The following is a 16,325-nucleotide window of genomic DNA, read 5'->3' on the forward strand; positions in this document are numbered from 1 at the left end:
TATGACAGAACTGCCCGCCAGCGTGCGCTGGCAACTATGGATTGTGGCGTTTGGCTTTTTTATGCAGGCGCTGGATACCACCATTGTGAATACCGCCCTCCCCTCCATGGCGCAAAGCCTCGGGGAGAGTCCGCTGCATATGCATATGGTGATCGTCTCCTATGTACTGACGGTGGCGGTGATGCTTCCCGCCAGCGGCTGGCTGGCGGACCGGGTCGGCGTACGCAATATTTTCTGTACCGCCATCGTGCTTTTTACCCTCGGCTCGTTATTCTGCGCCCAGGCGGGAAACCTTAATGAGCTGGTGATGGCCCGCGTGCTTCAGGGCGTGGGCGGCGCGATGATGGTGCCGGTCGGGCGGCTGACGGTGATGAAAATCGTCCCGCGCGAGCAGTATATGGCGGCGATGACCTTCGTGACCCTGCCGGGACAGGTCGGCCCGCTGCTTGGCCCGGCACTGGGCGGCGTACTGGTAGAGTACGCCTCCTGGCACTGGATCTTTTTGATTAACATTCCGGTCGGCATTATTGGCGCTATCGCCACCCTGATCCTGATGCCCAACTATAAAATGCAGACCCGGCGCTTCGATATATCCGGGTTTATTTTGCTGGCGCTGGGGATGGCAACCCTGACGCTGGCGCTCGACGGGCAGAAAGGCCTGGGCATTTCGACGCTGACGCTGCTGGCGCTGGTAGCCATCGGCATTCTGGCAATCCTGCTTTATTTGCGCCATGCAAAAGGTAACGACGGCGCACTGTTTAATCTCAACCTGTTTAAGACATCAACCTTCTCCCTCGGGCTGGCGGGCAGCTTCGCCGGACGGCTGGGAAGCGGGATGCTGCCCTTTATGACGCCGGTGTTCCTGCAAATCGGCCTCGGCTTCTCCCCCTTCCACGCCGGGCTAATGATGATCCCGATGGTGCTCGGCAGCATGGGGATGAAACGTATCGTGGTACAGGTAGTGAACCGCTTTGGCTACCGCCGCGTCCTGGTCGCCACCACCATTGGCCTGGCGCTGGTCAGCCTGCTGTTTATGAGCGTTGCCCTGCTCGGCTGGTACTGGCTGCTGCCGGTGGTGCTGTTTTTACAGGGGATGGTGAACTCTACCCGCTTCTCATCAATGAATACCCTGACGCTAAAAGATCTGCCGGATGACCTCGCCAGCGGCGGTAACAGCCTGCTGTCGATGATTATGCAGCTTTCAATGAGTATCGGCGTCACCGTCGCGGGCCTGCTGCTGGGGATGTATGGTCATCAGCACGTCGCCGTGGATAGCGGTACATCACACAGCGTCTTTATGTACACCTATTTCAGCATGGCGGTGATTATTGCCCTGCCGGCGCTGATTTTTGCCCGCGTTCCGGATGACACCAGCAAAAATGCGGTGATCGCCCGGCGCAAAAGGAGACACTCGTGAAATTATGGCGACCCGGCATTACCGGTAAACTGTTCCTGGCCATTTTCGCCACCTGCATTTTGCTGCTGGTCACCATGCACTGGGCCGTGCGCATCAGCTTCGAACGCGGCTTTATTGACTACATTAAGCGCGGCAATGAGCAGCGCCTGCAAATGCTCAGCGACGCGCTGAGCGACCAGTACGAACAGCACGGCAACTGGCGTTTTTTGCGCAACAACGACCGGTTTATTTTCCAGATCCTGCGCTCCTTTGAGCGTGACGATGAAGATCATCCTCATCCGGGCGGACCGGGTCCAGGTCCGGGTCCGGAGAACGATCCGAGGCCGGGAATGCCGCCGCACGGCTGGCGCACCCAGTTCTGGGTCGTGGATCAACAGCAGCAGGTGCTGGTGGGGCCACGCGCGCCCGTGCCGCCGGACGGCACCCGCCGGGCGATCGTGGTGGACGGACAGCGCGTCGGGGAAGTCATCGCCTCGCCGGTAGAACGACTGACGCGGAATACCGATATCAACTTTGACCGTCAGCAGCGGCGCACCAGCTGGATGATCGTTGCCCTCGCCACGCTGCTTGCTGCCCTCGCCACCTTTCCGCTGGCGCGCGGCCTGCTCGCCCCCGTTAAACGGCTGGTTGAAGGCACTAATAAACTCGCCGCGGGCGATTTTTCCACCCGCGTGGCGGCCAGCAGCCAGGATGAACTGGGCAGGCTGGCGCAGGATTTTAACCAGCTCGCCAGCACGCTGGAGCGTAACCAGAAGATGCGTCGCGATCTGATGGCCGATATTTCACACGAACTGCGCACGCCGCTGGCGGTGCTGCGCGGCGAACTGGAAGCGATTCAGGACGGGGTGCGCAAATTTACGCCGGAGTCGGTGAGTTCGCTGCAGGCAGAGGTCGGCACGCTGACCAAACTGGTTGACGATTTGCACCAGCTTTCAATGTCAGACGAAGGGGCGCTGGCCTATCAAAAAGCCCCGCTCAATCTTATTCCGCTGGTCGATATGGCTGCTGGCGCGTTCCGCGAACGCTTTGCCAGCCGGGGTCTGACGCTGCGGGTCATGCTGCCGGAAAGCGCCACGGTCTTTGGCGACGGCGACCGTCTGATGCAGCTATTTAATAACCTGCTGGAAAACAGCCTGCGCTATACGGACAGCGGCGGCCACCTGTTAATCACCGCGGCGCTCAGCTCCACCAGCGTGACGCTGGATTTTGCCGACAGCGCGCCGGGCGTGACCGATGAGCAGCTTGCCAGATTGCTTGAACGTTTTTACCGGGCGGAAGGCTCGCGCAACCGCGCCAGCGGCGGTTCCGGATTAGGGCTGGCGATCTGCCAGAATATTGTCGCTGCCCACGGCGGTACCCTGCGCGCAACGCACTCGCCGTATGGCGGCGTTAGTATTAAAGTAGAATTACCGCTGGATCGCGACGTACAGAGAGACGTATGACTGAATTACCTGTCAATGATAACACCCCACGCATTTTAATCGTGGAAGATGAGCCTAAACTGGGACAGTTGCTGGTCGACTATTTGCTGGCGGCGAACTATGCGCCGACGCTTATCAGCCACGGCGACAAAGTGCTTTCTTATGTTCGTCAGACGCCGCCGAATTTGATCCTGCTGGATCTGATGCTTCCCGGCACCGACGGCCTGACCCTGTGCCGCGAAATCCGCCGTTTTTCCGAGGTCCCCATCGTGATGGTGACGGCGAAAATCGAGGAGATCGACCGCCTGCTGGGCCTGGAAATCGGCGCTGACGACTATATCTGTAAACCTTACAGTCCACGAGAAGTCGTCGCGCGGGTGAAAACCATTCTCCGTCGCTGCAAACCACAGCGCGAACTGCTGGCGCAGGATGCGGAAAGCCCGCTGATCGTCGATGAAAGCCGCTTTCAGGCCTCGTGGCACGATAAGCTTTTAGACCTGACACCTGCCGAATTTCGTCTGTTAAAAACGCTGTCGCAGGAGCCGGGAAAAGTGTTCTCACGCGAACAATTGCTGAATCATTTATATGATGACTATCGGGTCGTGACCGACCGCACTATCGACAGCCATATTAAAAACCTGCGCCGCAAGCTGGAAGCGCTGGATGCCGAACAGTCGTTTATTCGTGCAGTGTACGGCGTCGGGTATCGCTGGGAAGCGGATGCCTGCAGATTAGGGTAGTTACCTCGTTAATCTTCTTACTGTATAAGGTTAAAAATCATGAAACCACAGTAAGGATTTAACCATGTTTGCAGTACGTGCCGGGATTTGCGCGCTGGTCATGTTGTCATTCGCTGCGCAGGCTGAAATTAGCGATGAGGAAGTCAAGGAAGCCTGCGCGAAGGTCCCTGAGCATGCCCGCAACGGCGAACAGGCTTACAAAGCGAAAAATTATGCCAAAGCCTACGATGCTTTTGCTGAACAAGTTATCTGGAGCGAAAGCTGCGACCTTGGAGACAGTGCCATCGCCACGGCCTACAACAACGTCGCCCTGACCTATATCCGGCAAAAAGAATATCGTAAAGCCCAGGCATGGTTAATGCTCAAGCCCAACGATCCGAAATCGGTTTATAACCTGAATCTGATTAAAGATAAGCTGGCTGCGCTGCCGGCGCCTGCGTCTCCCGCTGGCGAATACTGGCAGTATGCCGGCGGTTCCGCCTGGAATACGCTGACGCTGAAAGCGGGTAAATCAGCGGACGAATATCAGGCCGATTATATGGGCTATTACTTTGGCATCATGGGCGCGTGGATGGGGCCGAATACCGGCGAATTCTCCGCGCCGGTACGGTTAAAACAGGGCAAAGGCGTGATTGCCGTGCGTGACGGGAATATTGCGCATTGTGACATTGCCCTTACCGTGAAGCCTGACGTGGCGGTGTTAAAGACCGATGAACCGCAGGAGTGCGGCTTCGGGCATAATGTCGATGCTAACGGTGAATTCGTGCGGGTAAATTGAGCCGCACCGCCCTCTTGTGCAAAGAGGGCATTACCCCTGACGTTTAAACTCCCGCCACACCCGCAGCATCAGTATGACCAGCCCGGCAACGCCAAGCAGTAGCACGCCCCAGAGCAGGATTTTATTCAGCAGACTTGCCCGCTGCGCCGGATCGGTAGCGGTCAGCCGCGCTTCGCCGCCCAGCGCCACCGCCTCCCCGACGTAGGCAGAGGGTAAGCCAGAAATATCGGGCATATCAGGCGGGAGCAGCGCGGTGGCGCTGAGCGCCTGTGGCCCGGCAGCTTTATTACCCCACGCCAGCAGGAAAGGCGGATTGCCCTGGGCATTAAACGCCAGCGTGCGTTTTTCACGCAGCCCCGTCACTTCCGGCAAATCCTGGCCCCATTGTTGATTGATTCCTTTCAGGCGAATACCCTGAATCACTTTGCCATCCAGCGCCAGCGGCACAGGATCGTAACCGTTTACCGCATAAGCCACCTGCTTCGCCAGCGGATGCCAGCGGTCTGACGTGGAACTGCGGTATTCAATTTCCAGGGGTAGCACGCTGTTTTTAACCGACGGCACGATCCGCACGGCATTTAACGGCTGCGGCTGCTGCCAGAAATAGTGCGCCTCCGCCGGGGAAATCGCCTGCGCGCGCGGCGAAAGCGCCAGCATCTCCCGGGCAGTCGGCAGGTCATGGCTCACCGCCTGCGCCGCCACGATATTCAGCTTTGGCACCGCGTGAGGATCGCGTGCCAGCACCAGCCAGTATTTCTTCGCTCCATCGATATCCAGCGAGTTAAGCAGCAGTCGGTCGCTGCCGGAACTCAGATCCATCAGCGGTACGGCGTCAGCAACCGAATACCATGTTTTAAGATCGTTACTGGCAAGCACGTCCACGCTGGTTTGCCAGTTTTCTGGCAAGCGTTCCCATTCCAGCCTGAGTTGATCGACCCCATGCTGGTTACGCATTTTATCGCTCAGCTCAAGAAGCCAGCCTCGCTGCGTGGTTTGCCGATCGTCCGATCGCAGGGTTACTTCCAGTCCCGACGCTGAGCGCAGAGAAACCTCGCCCGGCGAGCCGGATGCCGACGCCGTCCGGCTCATCCGGTATACCCGCAGAAGACTGTTTTTCTCCACCACGGCGCGCGCGGGCGGCGGGACCCAGGCAAACGGCAGATTCTGCCCCTGACCATTAAAAACGCGAACGTCGCGCAGATCCGGCCAGACGCTTTGCGCGTATACGGCGTCAGGCAGCGCAATCTGATAATACGGCTCACTGCCGTCGGTGGTGAGCGATGTGCCATAGGCAAAATCCTCTGGCTTGTCCGCCGCATAACCCATCCCCGTGCCGGTCAGCGCGATCCCGCCGAGCAGAATAACGCTTAATACGATCCGTCTCATTTATCTGTCCTCTCGCTGGTCATTTTCCCCTGGCCGGGCGGCAGGGGTGAGAAATAACCAATGATCAATATCAGTACCGCTACGCCAATGAAGGCTACCGCACGCAGTGATCCACCGCCGCCCGCGCTGTCGACCAGGAAGAGTTTACTCACCACTACGGCTAACAGCGTTGCGCCGGTAAACCAGCCGATGCGGTGATTTCGCCGCGTGGCGATAGCCATAACGCTTAATGCCGTCAGCCCCCACAGCAGAGCAAACGCCGTCTGGATGAGGCGCGAATCCCAGAGCGTTTCAATGCGCCATGCGGTATCGGAGTAGTACGCCAGCGCGCGCAGCAGAATGCCGTTGCCCCACCAGAAAATCACCGCCGCGCTGAAGATCGCCATCGCCCGTCCCGACTGCGGATACGGCACGCGGCCTATTCTGCACCACCAGAGGATCAGCGTCAGCAGAGTGAGCATGGCGCTTACTTCGAGCGGGTTAAGCAGGGGAAGGTAATGCCAGTCCGGCATGACGCCATCCATCAGATTCCCGAACAGCAGGAACAGCACCGCCAGCGGGAGCAGCGGCAGCACGCCCCAGAAGGCATACAGCTGCCGGTAACGCGCTACCGGCCAGATACCCCGGCGCAGCGCAATCAGCACGATTTTGATGGTCAGCGCGATGGCGGTAACCCTTGCCGCCTCCCGCCACTCTTCCATACCCCATGCAAAACGGGCAGTCTGCCAGACGATTTCACCGCCGAGCGCAAACAGGATCGTCCAGAATAGCGCCAGATGCAGTCCCTGCTTGAGCGGGAATTTGACCGGCGGCACCACTTCGCGCCGCAGAAGGAAGATGGCGATAGCCAGAACGGGCAGCCAGAGAAGGTTCAGCCAGCCCGCGTGCAGCGGCGAGGTATCGACCAATACCTGCCAGAGGACGACGCCTGCCATTACCGGCCACAGCAGCCAGTCCGCGTAGCGCAGCGCTCGCCAGTGCAGACGCATCCCTGCCCGGCGCCACAGCAAACTGGAAGCGGCAACCAACGCCAGCAGCAGCAAAATTTGCCGCTGCCATGGCAATTGCAGCAGCCAGAGCGTCCCCATCAGACAGGCCATCCACAGGGCGATACCGCCGCTGAGCAGCCCCAGACTGATTAATCGCCAGAGCGCATGAATTCGCACGGCGCGCCAGATATAACACGCGATCAGCCAGCTTAGCGCCAGAATAGCGAACGTAAGACTAAACGTCAGCGCCCCCATGCCGTTTTGCCACGCCCATAGCGCCGATCCCAGCGCCAGTAACTGTAGCGCAGTGCCGCTGTAGCTCATACGGATCTGTTTTTGTGTATGCCCAAGCCACAGCACCCCCATTCCTTCCAGCGCCCACGCCATTGACGTCCACTGCGCCGACAGCGCCAGCGGAATGGCCAGGGTGACAAAAATCCCGCCCAGCGCCAGCGCGGCAATAACGATTTGTCTGCCGAGCGACGGGTACCGTTTCAGCGCCACCCACGCCAGTAGCAGATAGCCTGCGGCAAAGAGCAGCGCTGAAAACGCCGGGCCAAACGCCCAGTGACGGGTTATCGCGTACTGCATGCCAAAGCCAACCAGCGGCGTACCAAAAAGCAGTACGCCATCAACGATTTTTTCCCCCGGTCGCCGTGAACGTAATGCCAGCGCCACGCTCAATATGCCAAAGATGATCAGATTGGCTAACAGAAAGAGCTGACAGCTAAACCAGAACTCAGGCTGGTAGCTTTGCACTCCCCACAGCCCACCAACGGCGAAGGTAAATACAAAGCCAAGCAGATTCAGCGGCCGCCAGGGTTGCCAGAGACTAATGACCAGAATACCCAGCGACAGCAGTAGATAATAAGAGAACAGCGCGACGTGACTGCCGCCGCCGGTAGAGAGCAGGACGGGCGACAAATAGCCGCCCATGCTGGCGAGCATCGCCAGGCTCAGCGCGCGTTGCAGAACGGCCAGACCGACGCTGGCGACACAGACCACCAGCATCAGGCCAAAGGCGAGAAAATGTGGCAGCAGATGGTAAAGACGGAACGCGCCGAAGAGCGTGATATACAGCGCGCCGACCGCCCCGCCCTGAAGGATCAATGCATAGCGAGGATTTTTGTGCCGCAAGCGCCAGCCAACGACCAGCAGCGCTATGCTCGCCAGCGCCGCGCCCGTCAGACGCAGTTCAACAGGGAACAGATCGCGTTCGACGCTGTACTTCACCAGAAACGCCAGGCCGAAAAACAGCAGAATAATGCCCACTTTGGCCAGCGGATTGCCGCTGGTAAACCAGCTCAACAGCCCCATCACCGGCTGCGGAAGGGTATATTTCTCTTTCGCTGGCGCGAGAATGTCGTCCCGGATCTCATCCACTGGCGCGGGTTCGCTAACGGGCGACGCGGCAGGTGCAGACGGCCAGAATGGCTGAACCTCAGGCGACACGGTATCTGCAGCGCTTTCCGCTACCGCCGGCGTTTCATCCAGCGGAGGTTCATGGCGGGCGAGCTGATGTTGCAACTCTGCCACCTGCGCCGTTAGACGGTCGATTTGATACTGGTTACGCCGTCCTTTTGCCAGCGCGTTTAACGCCAGTGCGGGTACGACTAACAGGTAGAAAAGCGCGATAATAATGCCAAAAATGACGATCTCATCCATGTCTTTTTCCCTTAACCCACAATCCGCTTCGCTGATGGAGAATCATTTTCACTATAGCTGAAAAGCGCCGGGGCGTAACATGGCTGTATTTCCAGCCAGCGGGCAGCGCGAAATATTTACTCCCTGCCCACGAAAGCGTTACAATGCCCGCCCTTAATGTGGGGGCACTCCCCTGACGCCTTATCAGGTAAGGCGGATCTGACCTGTCATCAGAACGAGAATATCATGTTTAAACCGGAACTCCTCTCCCCGGCGGGAACGCTGAAAAATATGCGTTACGCCTTCGCCTATGGCGCGGATGCTGTGTATGCGGGCCAGCCGCGCTACTCGCTGCGCGTGCGCAATAACGAATTCAATCACGAAAATTTGCAGTTCGGTATTAACGAAGCTCATGCGCTTGGTAAAAAATTCTATGTGGTCGTTAACATCGCGCCACACAATGCCAAGCTGAAAACCTTTATTCGTGATTTAAAACCGGTTGTGGAGATGGGGCCGGACGCGCTGATTATGTCCGATCCGGGGCTGATTATGCTGGTGCGCGAGCATTTCCCGCAGATGGCGATCCACCTCTCCGTCCAGGCTAACGCCGTTAACTGGGCGACCGTGAAGTTCTGGAAACAGATGGGGCTGACCCGCGTCATCCTCTCCCGCGAACTGTCGCTGGACGAGATTGCTGAAATCCGCGAACAGGTGCCGGAAATGGAGATCGAAATCTTCGTTCACGGCGCGCTGTGCATGGCCTACTCTGGCCGCTGCCTGCTTTCCGGCTATATCAATAAACGCGATCCTAATCAGGGCACCTGCACCAACGCCTGCCGCTGGGAATATAACGTGCAGGAAGGCAAAGAGGACGATGTGGGTAATATCGTCCACAAATATGAGCCGATTCCGGTACAAAACGTTGAGCCGACGCTGGGCCTCGGCGCGCCAACCGACCAGGTATTTATGATCGAGGAAGCCAAACGTCCGGGCGAATACATGACCGCCTTCGAAGACGAACACGGCACCTATATTATGAATTCCAAAGATCTGCGTGCCATTGCCCACGTTGAGCGTCTGACCCAAATGGGCGTTCATTCGCTGAAAATCGAGGGCCGCACCAAATCGTATTACTACTGCGCGCGTACCGCCCAGGTTTATCGTAAGGCGATTGATGACGCCGCTGCGGGCCTGCCGTTTGATACCAGCCTGCTGGAAACACTGGAAGGTCTGGCGCACCGGGGTTATACCGAAGGGTTCCTGCGCCGTCATACTCACGACGATTATCAGAATTACGAGTACGGCTATTCCGTTTCCGAGCGTCAGCAATTTGTCGGGGAATTTACCGGCGAGCGCAAAGGCGATCTCGTCGCGGTGGCGGTGAAAAACAAGTTTTCGGTGGGTGATAGCCTCGAATTAATGACTCCGCAGGGCAACGTTAATTTCACGCTGGAACATATGGAAAACGCGAAAGGTGAAGCGATGCCAGTCGCGCCGGGCGATGGTCATACCGTATGGTTGCCTGTTCCGCAGGAGATGGTGCTGGATTACGCCCTGCTGATGCGCAATTTTGACGGGCAAAGTACCCGAAATCCGCACGCGAAGTAGTTTAATAAGGTTATTTTTACTCAGTGAAGGAATCTTAGAATCGGATCACACACCGCTGTGTTTAATAAGGATATTATCCCCCCGCTGAAAAACATAACTCATAAATGCTAGTTGTACCAGGAACCACCTCCTTAGCCTGCGTAATCTCCCTTACGCAGGCGCATTTTTTTGCCTCTTATAATTCAGCGTGTTCCTACACGTTCCTCTCTTTCCTGAGATACACTTATATTCTGAAATTCGGGTTACGATTAACTCGTCCCCGCCTGAAAAATGAGCATTATGTCAGCGCACTGCGACAAGAGGCAAAAAGGATGACCAATTTTCCCGCCAGTTTACTCATTCTGAATGGTAAAAACGCCGGCGACGAACTGTTACGCGAAGCGGTTTATATGCTGCGCAATGAAGGCGTGACGATCCACGTTCGTGTCACCTGGGAAAAAGGCGATGCGGAACGCTATGTTGAGGAAGCCCTGCACCTGGGGGTGGAAACCGTCATCGCTGGCGGTGGAGACGGCACGATTAATGAAGTTTCTACCGCGCTGATCCAGCTTTCTGGTGAAAACGTTCCGGCAATGGGCATTCTGCCGTTGGGAACCGCGAATGATTTTGCCACCAGCGCAGGCGTGCCGGATACGCTGGATAAAGCGTTAAAACTGGCCATCGCCGGTAATGCCGTGGCGGTGGATATCGCCAGAGTTAACCATAAAACCTGTTTTATTAATATGGCGACCGGCGGCTTTGGTCCGCGGATCACCAGCGAAACGCCGGAAAAGCTGAAAGCCGCCCTGGGCGGCGTATCCTATCTTATCCACGGCCTGATGCGTATGGATACCTTAACGCCGGATCGTTGTGAAATTCGCGGGGAGAATTTTCACTGGCATGGCGACGCGCTGGTCATTGGCATCGGTAATGGTCGTCAGGCAGGCGGCGGGCAGCAGCTTTGTCCGGATGCGCTGATCAATGATGGTTTGCTGCACCTGCGGGTGTTTACCGGCGACGGCCTGCTCCCGGCGATTTTTACCACCCTCACCCAGCCGCAGGACAGTCCAAATATTATCGACGGGGCATCGTCATGGTTTGAAGTCAGCGCTCCGCATGAAATCACCTTTAATCTCGATGGCGAGCCGCTGCGCGGGGAGTCTTTCCGCATTGAGATCCTGCCAAACGCGCTGCGTTGCCGTTTGCCACCCGATTGCCCGCTGTTACGCTGAGGGTTGTGCCGTTGTGCCCGGTGGCGCTGCGCTTACCGGGCCTACGGTATGGCGTCTGACGTTACAGCCTGATGTAGGCCGGGTAAGGCGAAGCCGCCACCCGGCATCGGAGGGAAGTAAGCGCTGAGACCTCCATAATGAGACCGTTTACATCCAGGAAATGTGTCTCAACGCTTACCTGTTCGTTAAATGCTTTCGCAGGACAGGGTTTTCAGAGAGGAGAGTTCCGCCACCAGTTCGCTGAGCGTGTGGCAATTTCCGGCGGCATGGCTGAACTTTTCCTGATGGCACTGCGGCGTCACCACCCACGTCTGCATTCCGGCGCGCTGGGCGGCGAGGAAACCATTGCCGCTGTCTTCAATCACCAGACATTGTTCAGGCGTCAGGGCTAGTTTTTCTGCCGTGGCCAGATAAACCGCCGGATCGGGCTTACCGCGTTCGACGTCAGCCGCGCTGCTGATCACATCGAAATATTTCCACAAACCGAGCTTATCAAAAACAACCTGAATCACCCGGTGGCTGGACGAGGTGGCCAGCGCAATTTTGTATCCTTCGCGGCGGAAATAGTTGAGCGCATCATACAGCCCTTCCATCGCCTCACCGGAGCGCTCGATCAGGCTGACTACCCGCGTCAAAATATCGGCCTCCAGCAGCAAAGGATTAATATCGAGATTAAATTTTTCCTGCCAGATACAGGCTATTTCATCTGAACGTCTGCCGGTAGTTAACTGCTCGCACTGTTCATGGGTGACAGCAATGCCAAACTCCGCCAGCGACGTGATTTGAGCGCTCTGCCATAGTGCCTCGGAGTCAATAATCACTCCATCCATATCAAAAACTGCGGCTTTAGCGTTCATCATAACAACATCATCCATAATACGCTGGCACAACGTCCGGTCGTGCCAGCTACGTTAAATCAGGAAACCTTCAGAGCACCATCTTCGGCATAACGCGTTTTACGTTCAAAACCCGGTTGTTCTACATCAATGAAATGGCAAATCACAAAGGCAATAAGGTACAGCGCGGTGTAGGCAATAACCACGCCAATCGTGTCGAACCACGGCAGCAGCACAACTGCGATAGCAGGCGCAAGGAAGTTAGACAGGCCGGCAGAGAGGTTATAAACCGAAATCGCCGCCCCGGTGTGATGCGGTTCCAGCGCCGGGAAAACAGCGGCCATCGGCACGAATGCGGCGACGAAAATACCCAGGGAAATAGCCGGAATCAATGCCATAGCAAAGTTATGACCTGCCCACAGCGGAATGTAGTAAAACGCGAGGCTGGACAATGCCATGCCGATGCAGCCAAACCAGCGCACCACTTTCATCCAGCCCATTTTTTCTGCCACGATGCCCCAGAAAATATTGGAGAAGATAGTGGTAAAGAAGAATACCGCCCAGACCTGCAACCATTCTGAGGTAGTAAAGCCGAGCTTATCAACAAACATCATCGGCATAATCACCGCGAAGCCAAACAGCGACAGCGTATTAATAATGCGCACAATACTGGAGCAGAGAATGTTTTTGTTGGTATAAAGCAGCGTAACCGCACGGCTCAGCTCGCTGAATTTTTCACGCGTGGTGAGATTATGCATCCGGGTCGGCGTATTAACGTTACGCAAAGACACCATGGCAATTACCCCCCCGGCGACACAGAAGGCCAGCGCCGTCCACAGCGTACCCAGTTCGCCCATCAGCGGGATGGTGAAGCTGGGAATATAACTTCCTGCCACGCCGATACCAATAGAGTAAACGGCCCAGTACCAGCCCAGCGCAGAGCTCGAACTGTCGCTCTTGACGTTGTGAATGATGATGACGATAAAGGAGTAGAGGAACAGCGGATAGGCAAAGCCGCGGATGCCGTAAAACAGCAGGATCAGCGCGTAATTCGCGTGACCAAGGCCGAATACCAGAAACAGAACGTGGAAAATAGCCCACATCACAAAACCAATAAACATGGTTTTTTGCGGCGTAATGATTTCAGCGACCACGCCAGAGATCCACGCGGACAGCGCTGCCGCCAGGCCATACAGCGTAAAGGCAAACGAGGCTTCCGCCGGGGTAAAGCCCAGGCCGGTGATGTAGTGAGAGAGGAAGGCCAGTTCAAATCCGTCGCCGGTCATAAACACCGCGATTGCGATATAGCCCCATAACAGATTTAGCGGCAATCCCAGCCACTGTTTATTGGTATTCGTCATAAGTGCCTCATTTGTAGGGTATAAAGTTCTGGCACCCACACTTACGCGGGGTGCCTTTGTAAAAATTATTTATTCCGTAACCTGAGATCGTTCTGATAAAGCGCGTTAAACGCCCGGTAGCGCTGCTGCAGAAGGTCCTGACGCGCAGACGTCGCCTGATAGATTTTATAAATTTCCGGTTTTTTGCAGACCGTTTCCACAGACTGTCCGGTTGCCAGACAAGCCAGACGTGCGGCCCCCAGCGCTCCGCCCGTTTCGCCGCCTTTATGGGTGACGATCGGCATGTTGAGAATATCGGCCAGCAGTTGCGCCCAGTAAGGACTGCGCGCCCCGCCGCCCACCAGCGAACATTGTTCGATGTGGGTGCCGCTCTCCTGCAATACCCGTAACCCATCGGCGATCCCGAAGCTCACGCCTTCAATCACCGCGTAGCCCAGCAGCGCGCGATTGGTGGAATGGGTCATGTCGTGGAACATCCCTTTCGCATCCGGATCGTTATGCGGTGTACGTTCGCCGGACAGATAAGGCAGGAACTGCGGTGCGCTGGCCCGCTGCTCGTCGCTAAGTTGCGCCACTTCTTCCAGCAGTTCCGCTTCGGTGATCCCCACCAGGCGGCAGAACCATTGCAGACAGCTCGCCGCGCTTAACATCACGCTCATTTGATGCCAGCGATTCGGCAGGACGTGGCAAAACGCGTGAACCGCCGACTGCGGTGCGGGACGATAGGCCTCGTTTACCACAAACAGCACGCCGGAGGTGCCAAGGGAAATAAAGGCATCGCCAGGGGCAACCGCGCCGACGCCAATCGCGCTGACCGCGTTATCGCCACCGCCACCCGCCACCACCACGGAAGGGTTTAAGCCCCAGCTTTCGGCAACGCGCGGGTCCAGCGTGGCGGAAGCGTCACAGCCTTCCACCAGGCTCGGCATGTTGCAGCGCGCCAGTCCGCATTTCTCCAGCAGATAATCTGACCAGTCGCGGCGCGCGACATCCAGCCACAGCGTCCCTGCCGCATCTGACATATCGGCAATTTTTTTGCCGGTCATTTTGAAGCGCAGGTAATCTTTCGGCAGCAGCACGGTTTGCAGTCGCTGGAAGTTTTCCGGCTCGTGCTTGCGTACCCACAGCAGTTTCGGCGCGGTAAATCCCGGCATGGCGAGATTACCGGCGATGGCGTGCAGTTCAGACGCGCTTTCTTCCAGCTCAAGGCACTCCGCGGCGCTGCGGGTGTCGTTCCACAGGATCGCCGGACGGATGACGGTATTGTCGCCGTCAAGCAGTATCGCGCCGTGCATTTGCCCGGAAAGCCCAATCGCTTTAATCGCATTCCAGTGCGGCGCGCACTTCTCGCGCAGCGTGGCAATAACGTAGTTGGTCGCATCCCACCACGCCTGCGGGTCCTGTTCCGACCAGTGCGGGTGGGGCCGCTGAATGGTCAGCGGCGCGCTATGGGTGGCGACGATATCGTGATTCTCGTCAATCACCAGCCCTTTGACTTCGGAGGTGCCCAAATCGATGCCTAAGTACATAGCGACCTCTCAATGGATCAGGGAGTAGACAGCGTTGATTTTTTCACGCAGCAGCGCGGCAAAATCGGCGTTGTTAGCCAGGTCGCCAAACAGCGCGCGGTCTTTGGCGTAAACGCTAATCGGGTCCGTCGCGTTAAACATCGCGTGAACGGTCTGCGCATCCAGAATGCCGTCCTGATACTCGTACGGCAGTTTGCCTTTATGCCACTGCTCCATGTAGACGAAGAACAGCGCTGGCAGCATGGCGGTGGCCGCCGGACGTACGCCGCGCTGGTAGCACTCCTGCAGGGTCGGGGCGATCATTGCCGGGATTTTAGAGAAGCCGTCAGCCGCAACGCGCTGGTTGGTGTCCTGAATATGCGGGTTGGTGAAGCGCTGCAACACCACGTCGCGGTATTTCGCTAAATCGATGCCGTTATCGCCAAGGCAAGGGATAACATCTTCAGTCACATAACGATCGGCAATCGCGTAGATGGCGTCGGTTAGCGTGCTTTCATGAATGTACTGCTGGCCCATCAGCGTACCGGCCCACGCGATGCAGCTGTGGGAAGAGTTCAGGATGCGAATTTTGGCTTCTTCATAAGGAATAACGGAATCCACCAGCTCGGCGCCCACGTTCTCAAAGGCCGGGCGTTCGGCTTTAAAATTGTCTTCGATAACCCACTGGATGAAGGTTTCGCCCATCACCGGCGCTTTATCGTCAATACCGGTTTGCGCTTTGATCCGTGCCGGCAGATCTGCCGCCGGACGCGGGGTGATGCGGTCCACCATGGTATTCGGGCAAGTGGCATTGTGATGCAGCCACTCAATGACCGCCGTTTTACCGGTCAGGGTGAGGAATTCAACCAGGCCGTCATGGAAACGCTCGCCGTTGTGACGCACGTTATCGCAGTTCAGCAGCGTCAGCGGGCCCGCGTTATCGGCGATACGTTTTTCAAGAATTTTCGTGATAGTGCCGTAAATCGTTTTGTTGCCGCCGTTCAGGTCGCTGACGATATCCGGGTTATTCACCTCCAGTTTATGACTGGTATTCAGGTAATAACCGCTTTCCGTGACGGTAAAGGCAATGACTTTGGTCGCGGCGTTAGCGCCTTCGTTAATCAGCGGCTGCAGGTTTTCCTGCCACGGCAGCAGTTTCTGAATAGAGGTAATTTCTTCGTACTTACGCTCGCCTTCCGGGCTGACGGTTTCCAGAACATAGCGCCCGTGTTGCGCGGTTAATGCCGACACAACATGTTCAGCATCGCTACGAATATTGCCAGCGGCGATATGCCATGTGGTGTCGCCGGACTCAATGAGTTTGTGCATGTACCAGGCTTGATGTGCACGATGAAAAGAACCCAGACCGATGTGTAACCATGTGTATTGATTGTTCATTGCTTTGCTCTCCATTGAGTTTATGCAG

12 protein-coding genes are annotated in these 16,325 nt (G+C 56.8%); 6 read left to right on the forward strand and 6 right to left on the reverse strand.

Annotated features, from left to right (window positions below):
• Position 1 precedes the first annotated feature (1 nt).
• The 4 genes from P0H77_RS13985 to P0H77_RS14000 all read left to right on the forward strand — a co-directional run bounded on the left by P0H77_RS13985 (position 2) and on the right by P0H77_RS14000 (position 4,356).
• Complete coding sequence (locus P0H77_RS13985; RefSeq protein WP_276157463.1) at positions 2-1,417, forward strand: MFS transporter; 1,416 nt, start codon at positions 2-4, stop codon at positions 1,415-1,417.
• Positions 1,414-2,859: a two-component system sensor histidine kinase BaeS gene (baeS, locus tag P0H77_RS13990; RefSeq protein ID WP_276157464.1), complete on the forward strand. Its 1,446-nt coding sequence runs from the start codon at positions 1,414-1,416 to the stop codon at positions 2,857-2,859. Before P0H77_RS13985 ends, baeS begins: the two co-directional genes overlap by 4 nt.
• Positions 2,856-3,578, forward strand: a complete 723-nt coding sequence (gene baeR / locus P0H77_RS13995) for a two-component system response regulator BaeR (RefSeq protein WP_276157465.1) — start codon at positions 2,856-2,858, stop codon at positions 3,576-3,578. The genes baeS and baeR overlap by 4 nt, the downstream gene beginning before the upstream one ends.
• Before the next feature lie 64 nt (positions 3,579-3,642).
• A complete protein-coding gene (locus P0H77_RS14000; protein ID WP_276157466.1) occupies positions 3,643-4,356 on the forward strand; it encodes a tetratricopeptide repeat protein in 714 nt (237 codons plus the stop codon).
• 30 nt (positions 4,357-4,386) lie between these two features.
• Here the strand turns inward: P0H77_RS14000 and P0H77_RS14005 are convergent, their stop codons facing one another.
• Both P0H77_RS14005 and P0H77_RS14010 read right to left on the reverse strand, forming a co-directional pair.
• Complete coding sequence (locus P0H77_RS14005) at positions 4,387-5,742, reverse strand: DUF3999 family protein (RefSeq protein ID WP_276157467.1); 1,356 nt, start codon at positions 5,740-5,742, stop codon at positions 4,387-4,389.
• On the reverse strand, positions 5,739-8,396 hold the full coding sequence (locus P0H77_RS14010; RefSeq protein WP_276157468.1) for a DUF2339 domain-containing protein: 2,658 nt from the start codon (positions 8,394-8,396) through the stop codon (positions 5,739-5,741). Before P0H77_RS14010 ends, P0H77_RS14005 begins: the two co-directional genes overlap by 4 nt.
• Before the next feature lie 225 nt (positions 8,397-8,621).
• Between P0H77_RS14010 and yegQ the strand changes: the two genes are divergently transcribed.
• Both yegQ and yegS read left to right on the forward strand, forming a co-directional pair.
• The gene (yegQ, locus tag P0H77_RS14015; protein WP_276157469.1) at positions 8,622-9,983 is read left to right on the forward strand and encodes a tRNA 5-hydroxyuridine modification protein YegQ; all 1,362 of its coding nucleotides are present in this window, start codon (positions 8,622-8,624) and stop codon (positions 9,981-9,983) included.
• 311 nt (positions 9,984-10,294) lie between these two features.
• The gene (gene yegS / locus P0H77_RS14020; protein ID WP_276157470.1) at positions 10,295-11,194 is read left to right on the forward strand and encodes a lipid kinase YegS; all 900 of its coding nucleotides are present in this window, start codon (positions 10,295-10,297) and stop codon (positions 11,192-11,194) included.
• A gap of 185 nt (positions 11,195-11,379) precedes the next feature.
• On the opposite strand, the gene P0H77_RS14025 is transcribed toward yegS, so the two are convergent.
• From P0H77_RS14025 to dalD, 4 genes are all read right to left on the reverse strand, one after another.
• Positions 11,380-12,051, reverse strand: a complete 672-nt coding sequence (locus tag P0H77_RS14025; protein ID WP_346429451.1) for an HAD-IA family hydrolase — start codon at positions 12,049-12,051, stop codon at positions 11,380-11,382.
• Between the two features lie 59 nt (positions 12,052-12,110).
• The gene (locus P0H77_RS14030) at positions 12,111-13,391 is read right to left on the reverse strand and encodes an RbtT/DalT/CsbX family MFS transporter (RefSeq protein WP_276157472.1); all 1,281 of its coding nucleotides are present in this window, start codon (positions 13,389-13,391) and stop codon (positions 12,111-12,113) included.
• 65 nt (positions 13,392-13,456) lie between these two features.
• Positions 13,457-14,920, reverse strand: coding sequence for a xylulokinase (xylB, locus tag P0H77_RS14035; RefSeq protein ID WP_276157473.1), 1,464 nt, complete (start codon positions 14,918-14,920; stop codon positions 13,457-13,459).
• A 9-nt stretch (positions 14,921-14,929) separates the two neighbouring features.
• Positions 14,930-16,297 carry a D-arabinitol 4-dehydrogenase gene (gene dalD, locus P0H77_RS14040; protein ID WP_276157474.1) on the reverse strand — a complete coding sequence of 456 codons (1,368 nt, stop codon included), beginning with the start codon at positions 16,295-16,297 and terminating at the stop codon, positions 14,930-14,932.
• Between the last annotated feature and the right edge of the window lie 28 nt (positions 16,298-16,325).

The organism is Superficieibacter sp. HKU1 (genome assembly GCF_029319185.1).
Lineage (GTDB): Bacteria > Pseudomonadota > Gammaproteobacteria > Enterobacterales > Enterobacteriaceae > Superficieibacter.

Excerpts from the sequence above, each read along its gene's own strand:
- P0H77_RS13985 (WP_276157463.1), top strand. The coding sequence starts at position 2 with ATGACAGAACTGCCCGCCAGCGTGCGCTGGCAACTATGGATTGTGGCG.
- baeR (WP_276157465.1), top strand. The coding sequence starts at position 2,856 with ATGACTGAATTACCTGTCAATGATAACACCCCACGCATTTTAATCGTG.
- P0H77_RS14000 (WP_276157466.1), top strand. The coding sequence starts at position 3,643 with ATGTTTGCAGTACGTGCCGGGATTTGCGCGCTGGTCATGTTGTCATTC.
- P0H77_RS14005 (WP_276157467.1), bottom strand. The coding sequence starts at position 5,742 with ATGAGACGGATCGTATTAAGCGTTATTCTGCTCGGCGGGATCGCGCTG.
- P0H77_RS14010 (WP_276157468.1), bottom strand. The coding sequence starts at position 8,396 with ATGGATGAGATCGTCATTTTTGGCATTATTATCGCGCTTTTCTACCTG.
- yegQ (WP_276157469.1), top strand. The coding sequence starts at position 8,622 with ATGTTTAAACCGGAACTCCTCTCCCCGGCGGGAACGCTGAAAAATATG.
- yegS (WP_276157470.1), top strand. The coding sequence starts at position 10,295 with ATGACCAATTTTCCCGCCAGTTTACTCATTCTGAATGGTAAAAACGCC.
- P0H77_RS14025 (WP_346429451.1), bottom strand. The coding sequence starts at position 12,051 with ATGAACGCTAAAGCCGCAGTTTTTGATATGGATGGAGTGATTATTGAC.
- P0H77_RS14030 (WP_276157472.1), bottom strand. The coding sequence starts at position 13,391 with ATGACGAATACCAATAAACAGTGGCTGGGATTGCCGCTAAATCTGTTA.
- xylB (WP_276157473.1), bottom strand. The coding sequence starts at position 14,920 with ATGTACTTAGGCATCGATTTGGGCACCTCCGAAGTCAAAGGGCTGGTG.
- dalD (WP_276157474.1), bottom strand. The coding sequence starts at position 16,297 with ATGAACAATCAATACACATGGTTACACATCGGTCTGGGTTCTTTTCAT.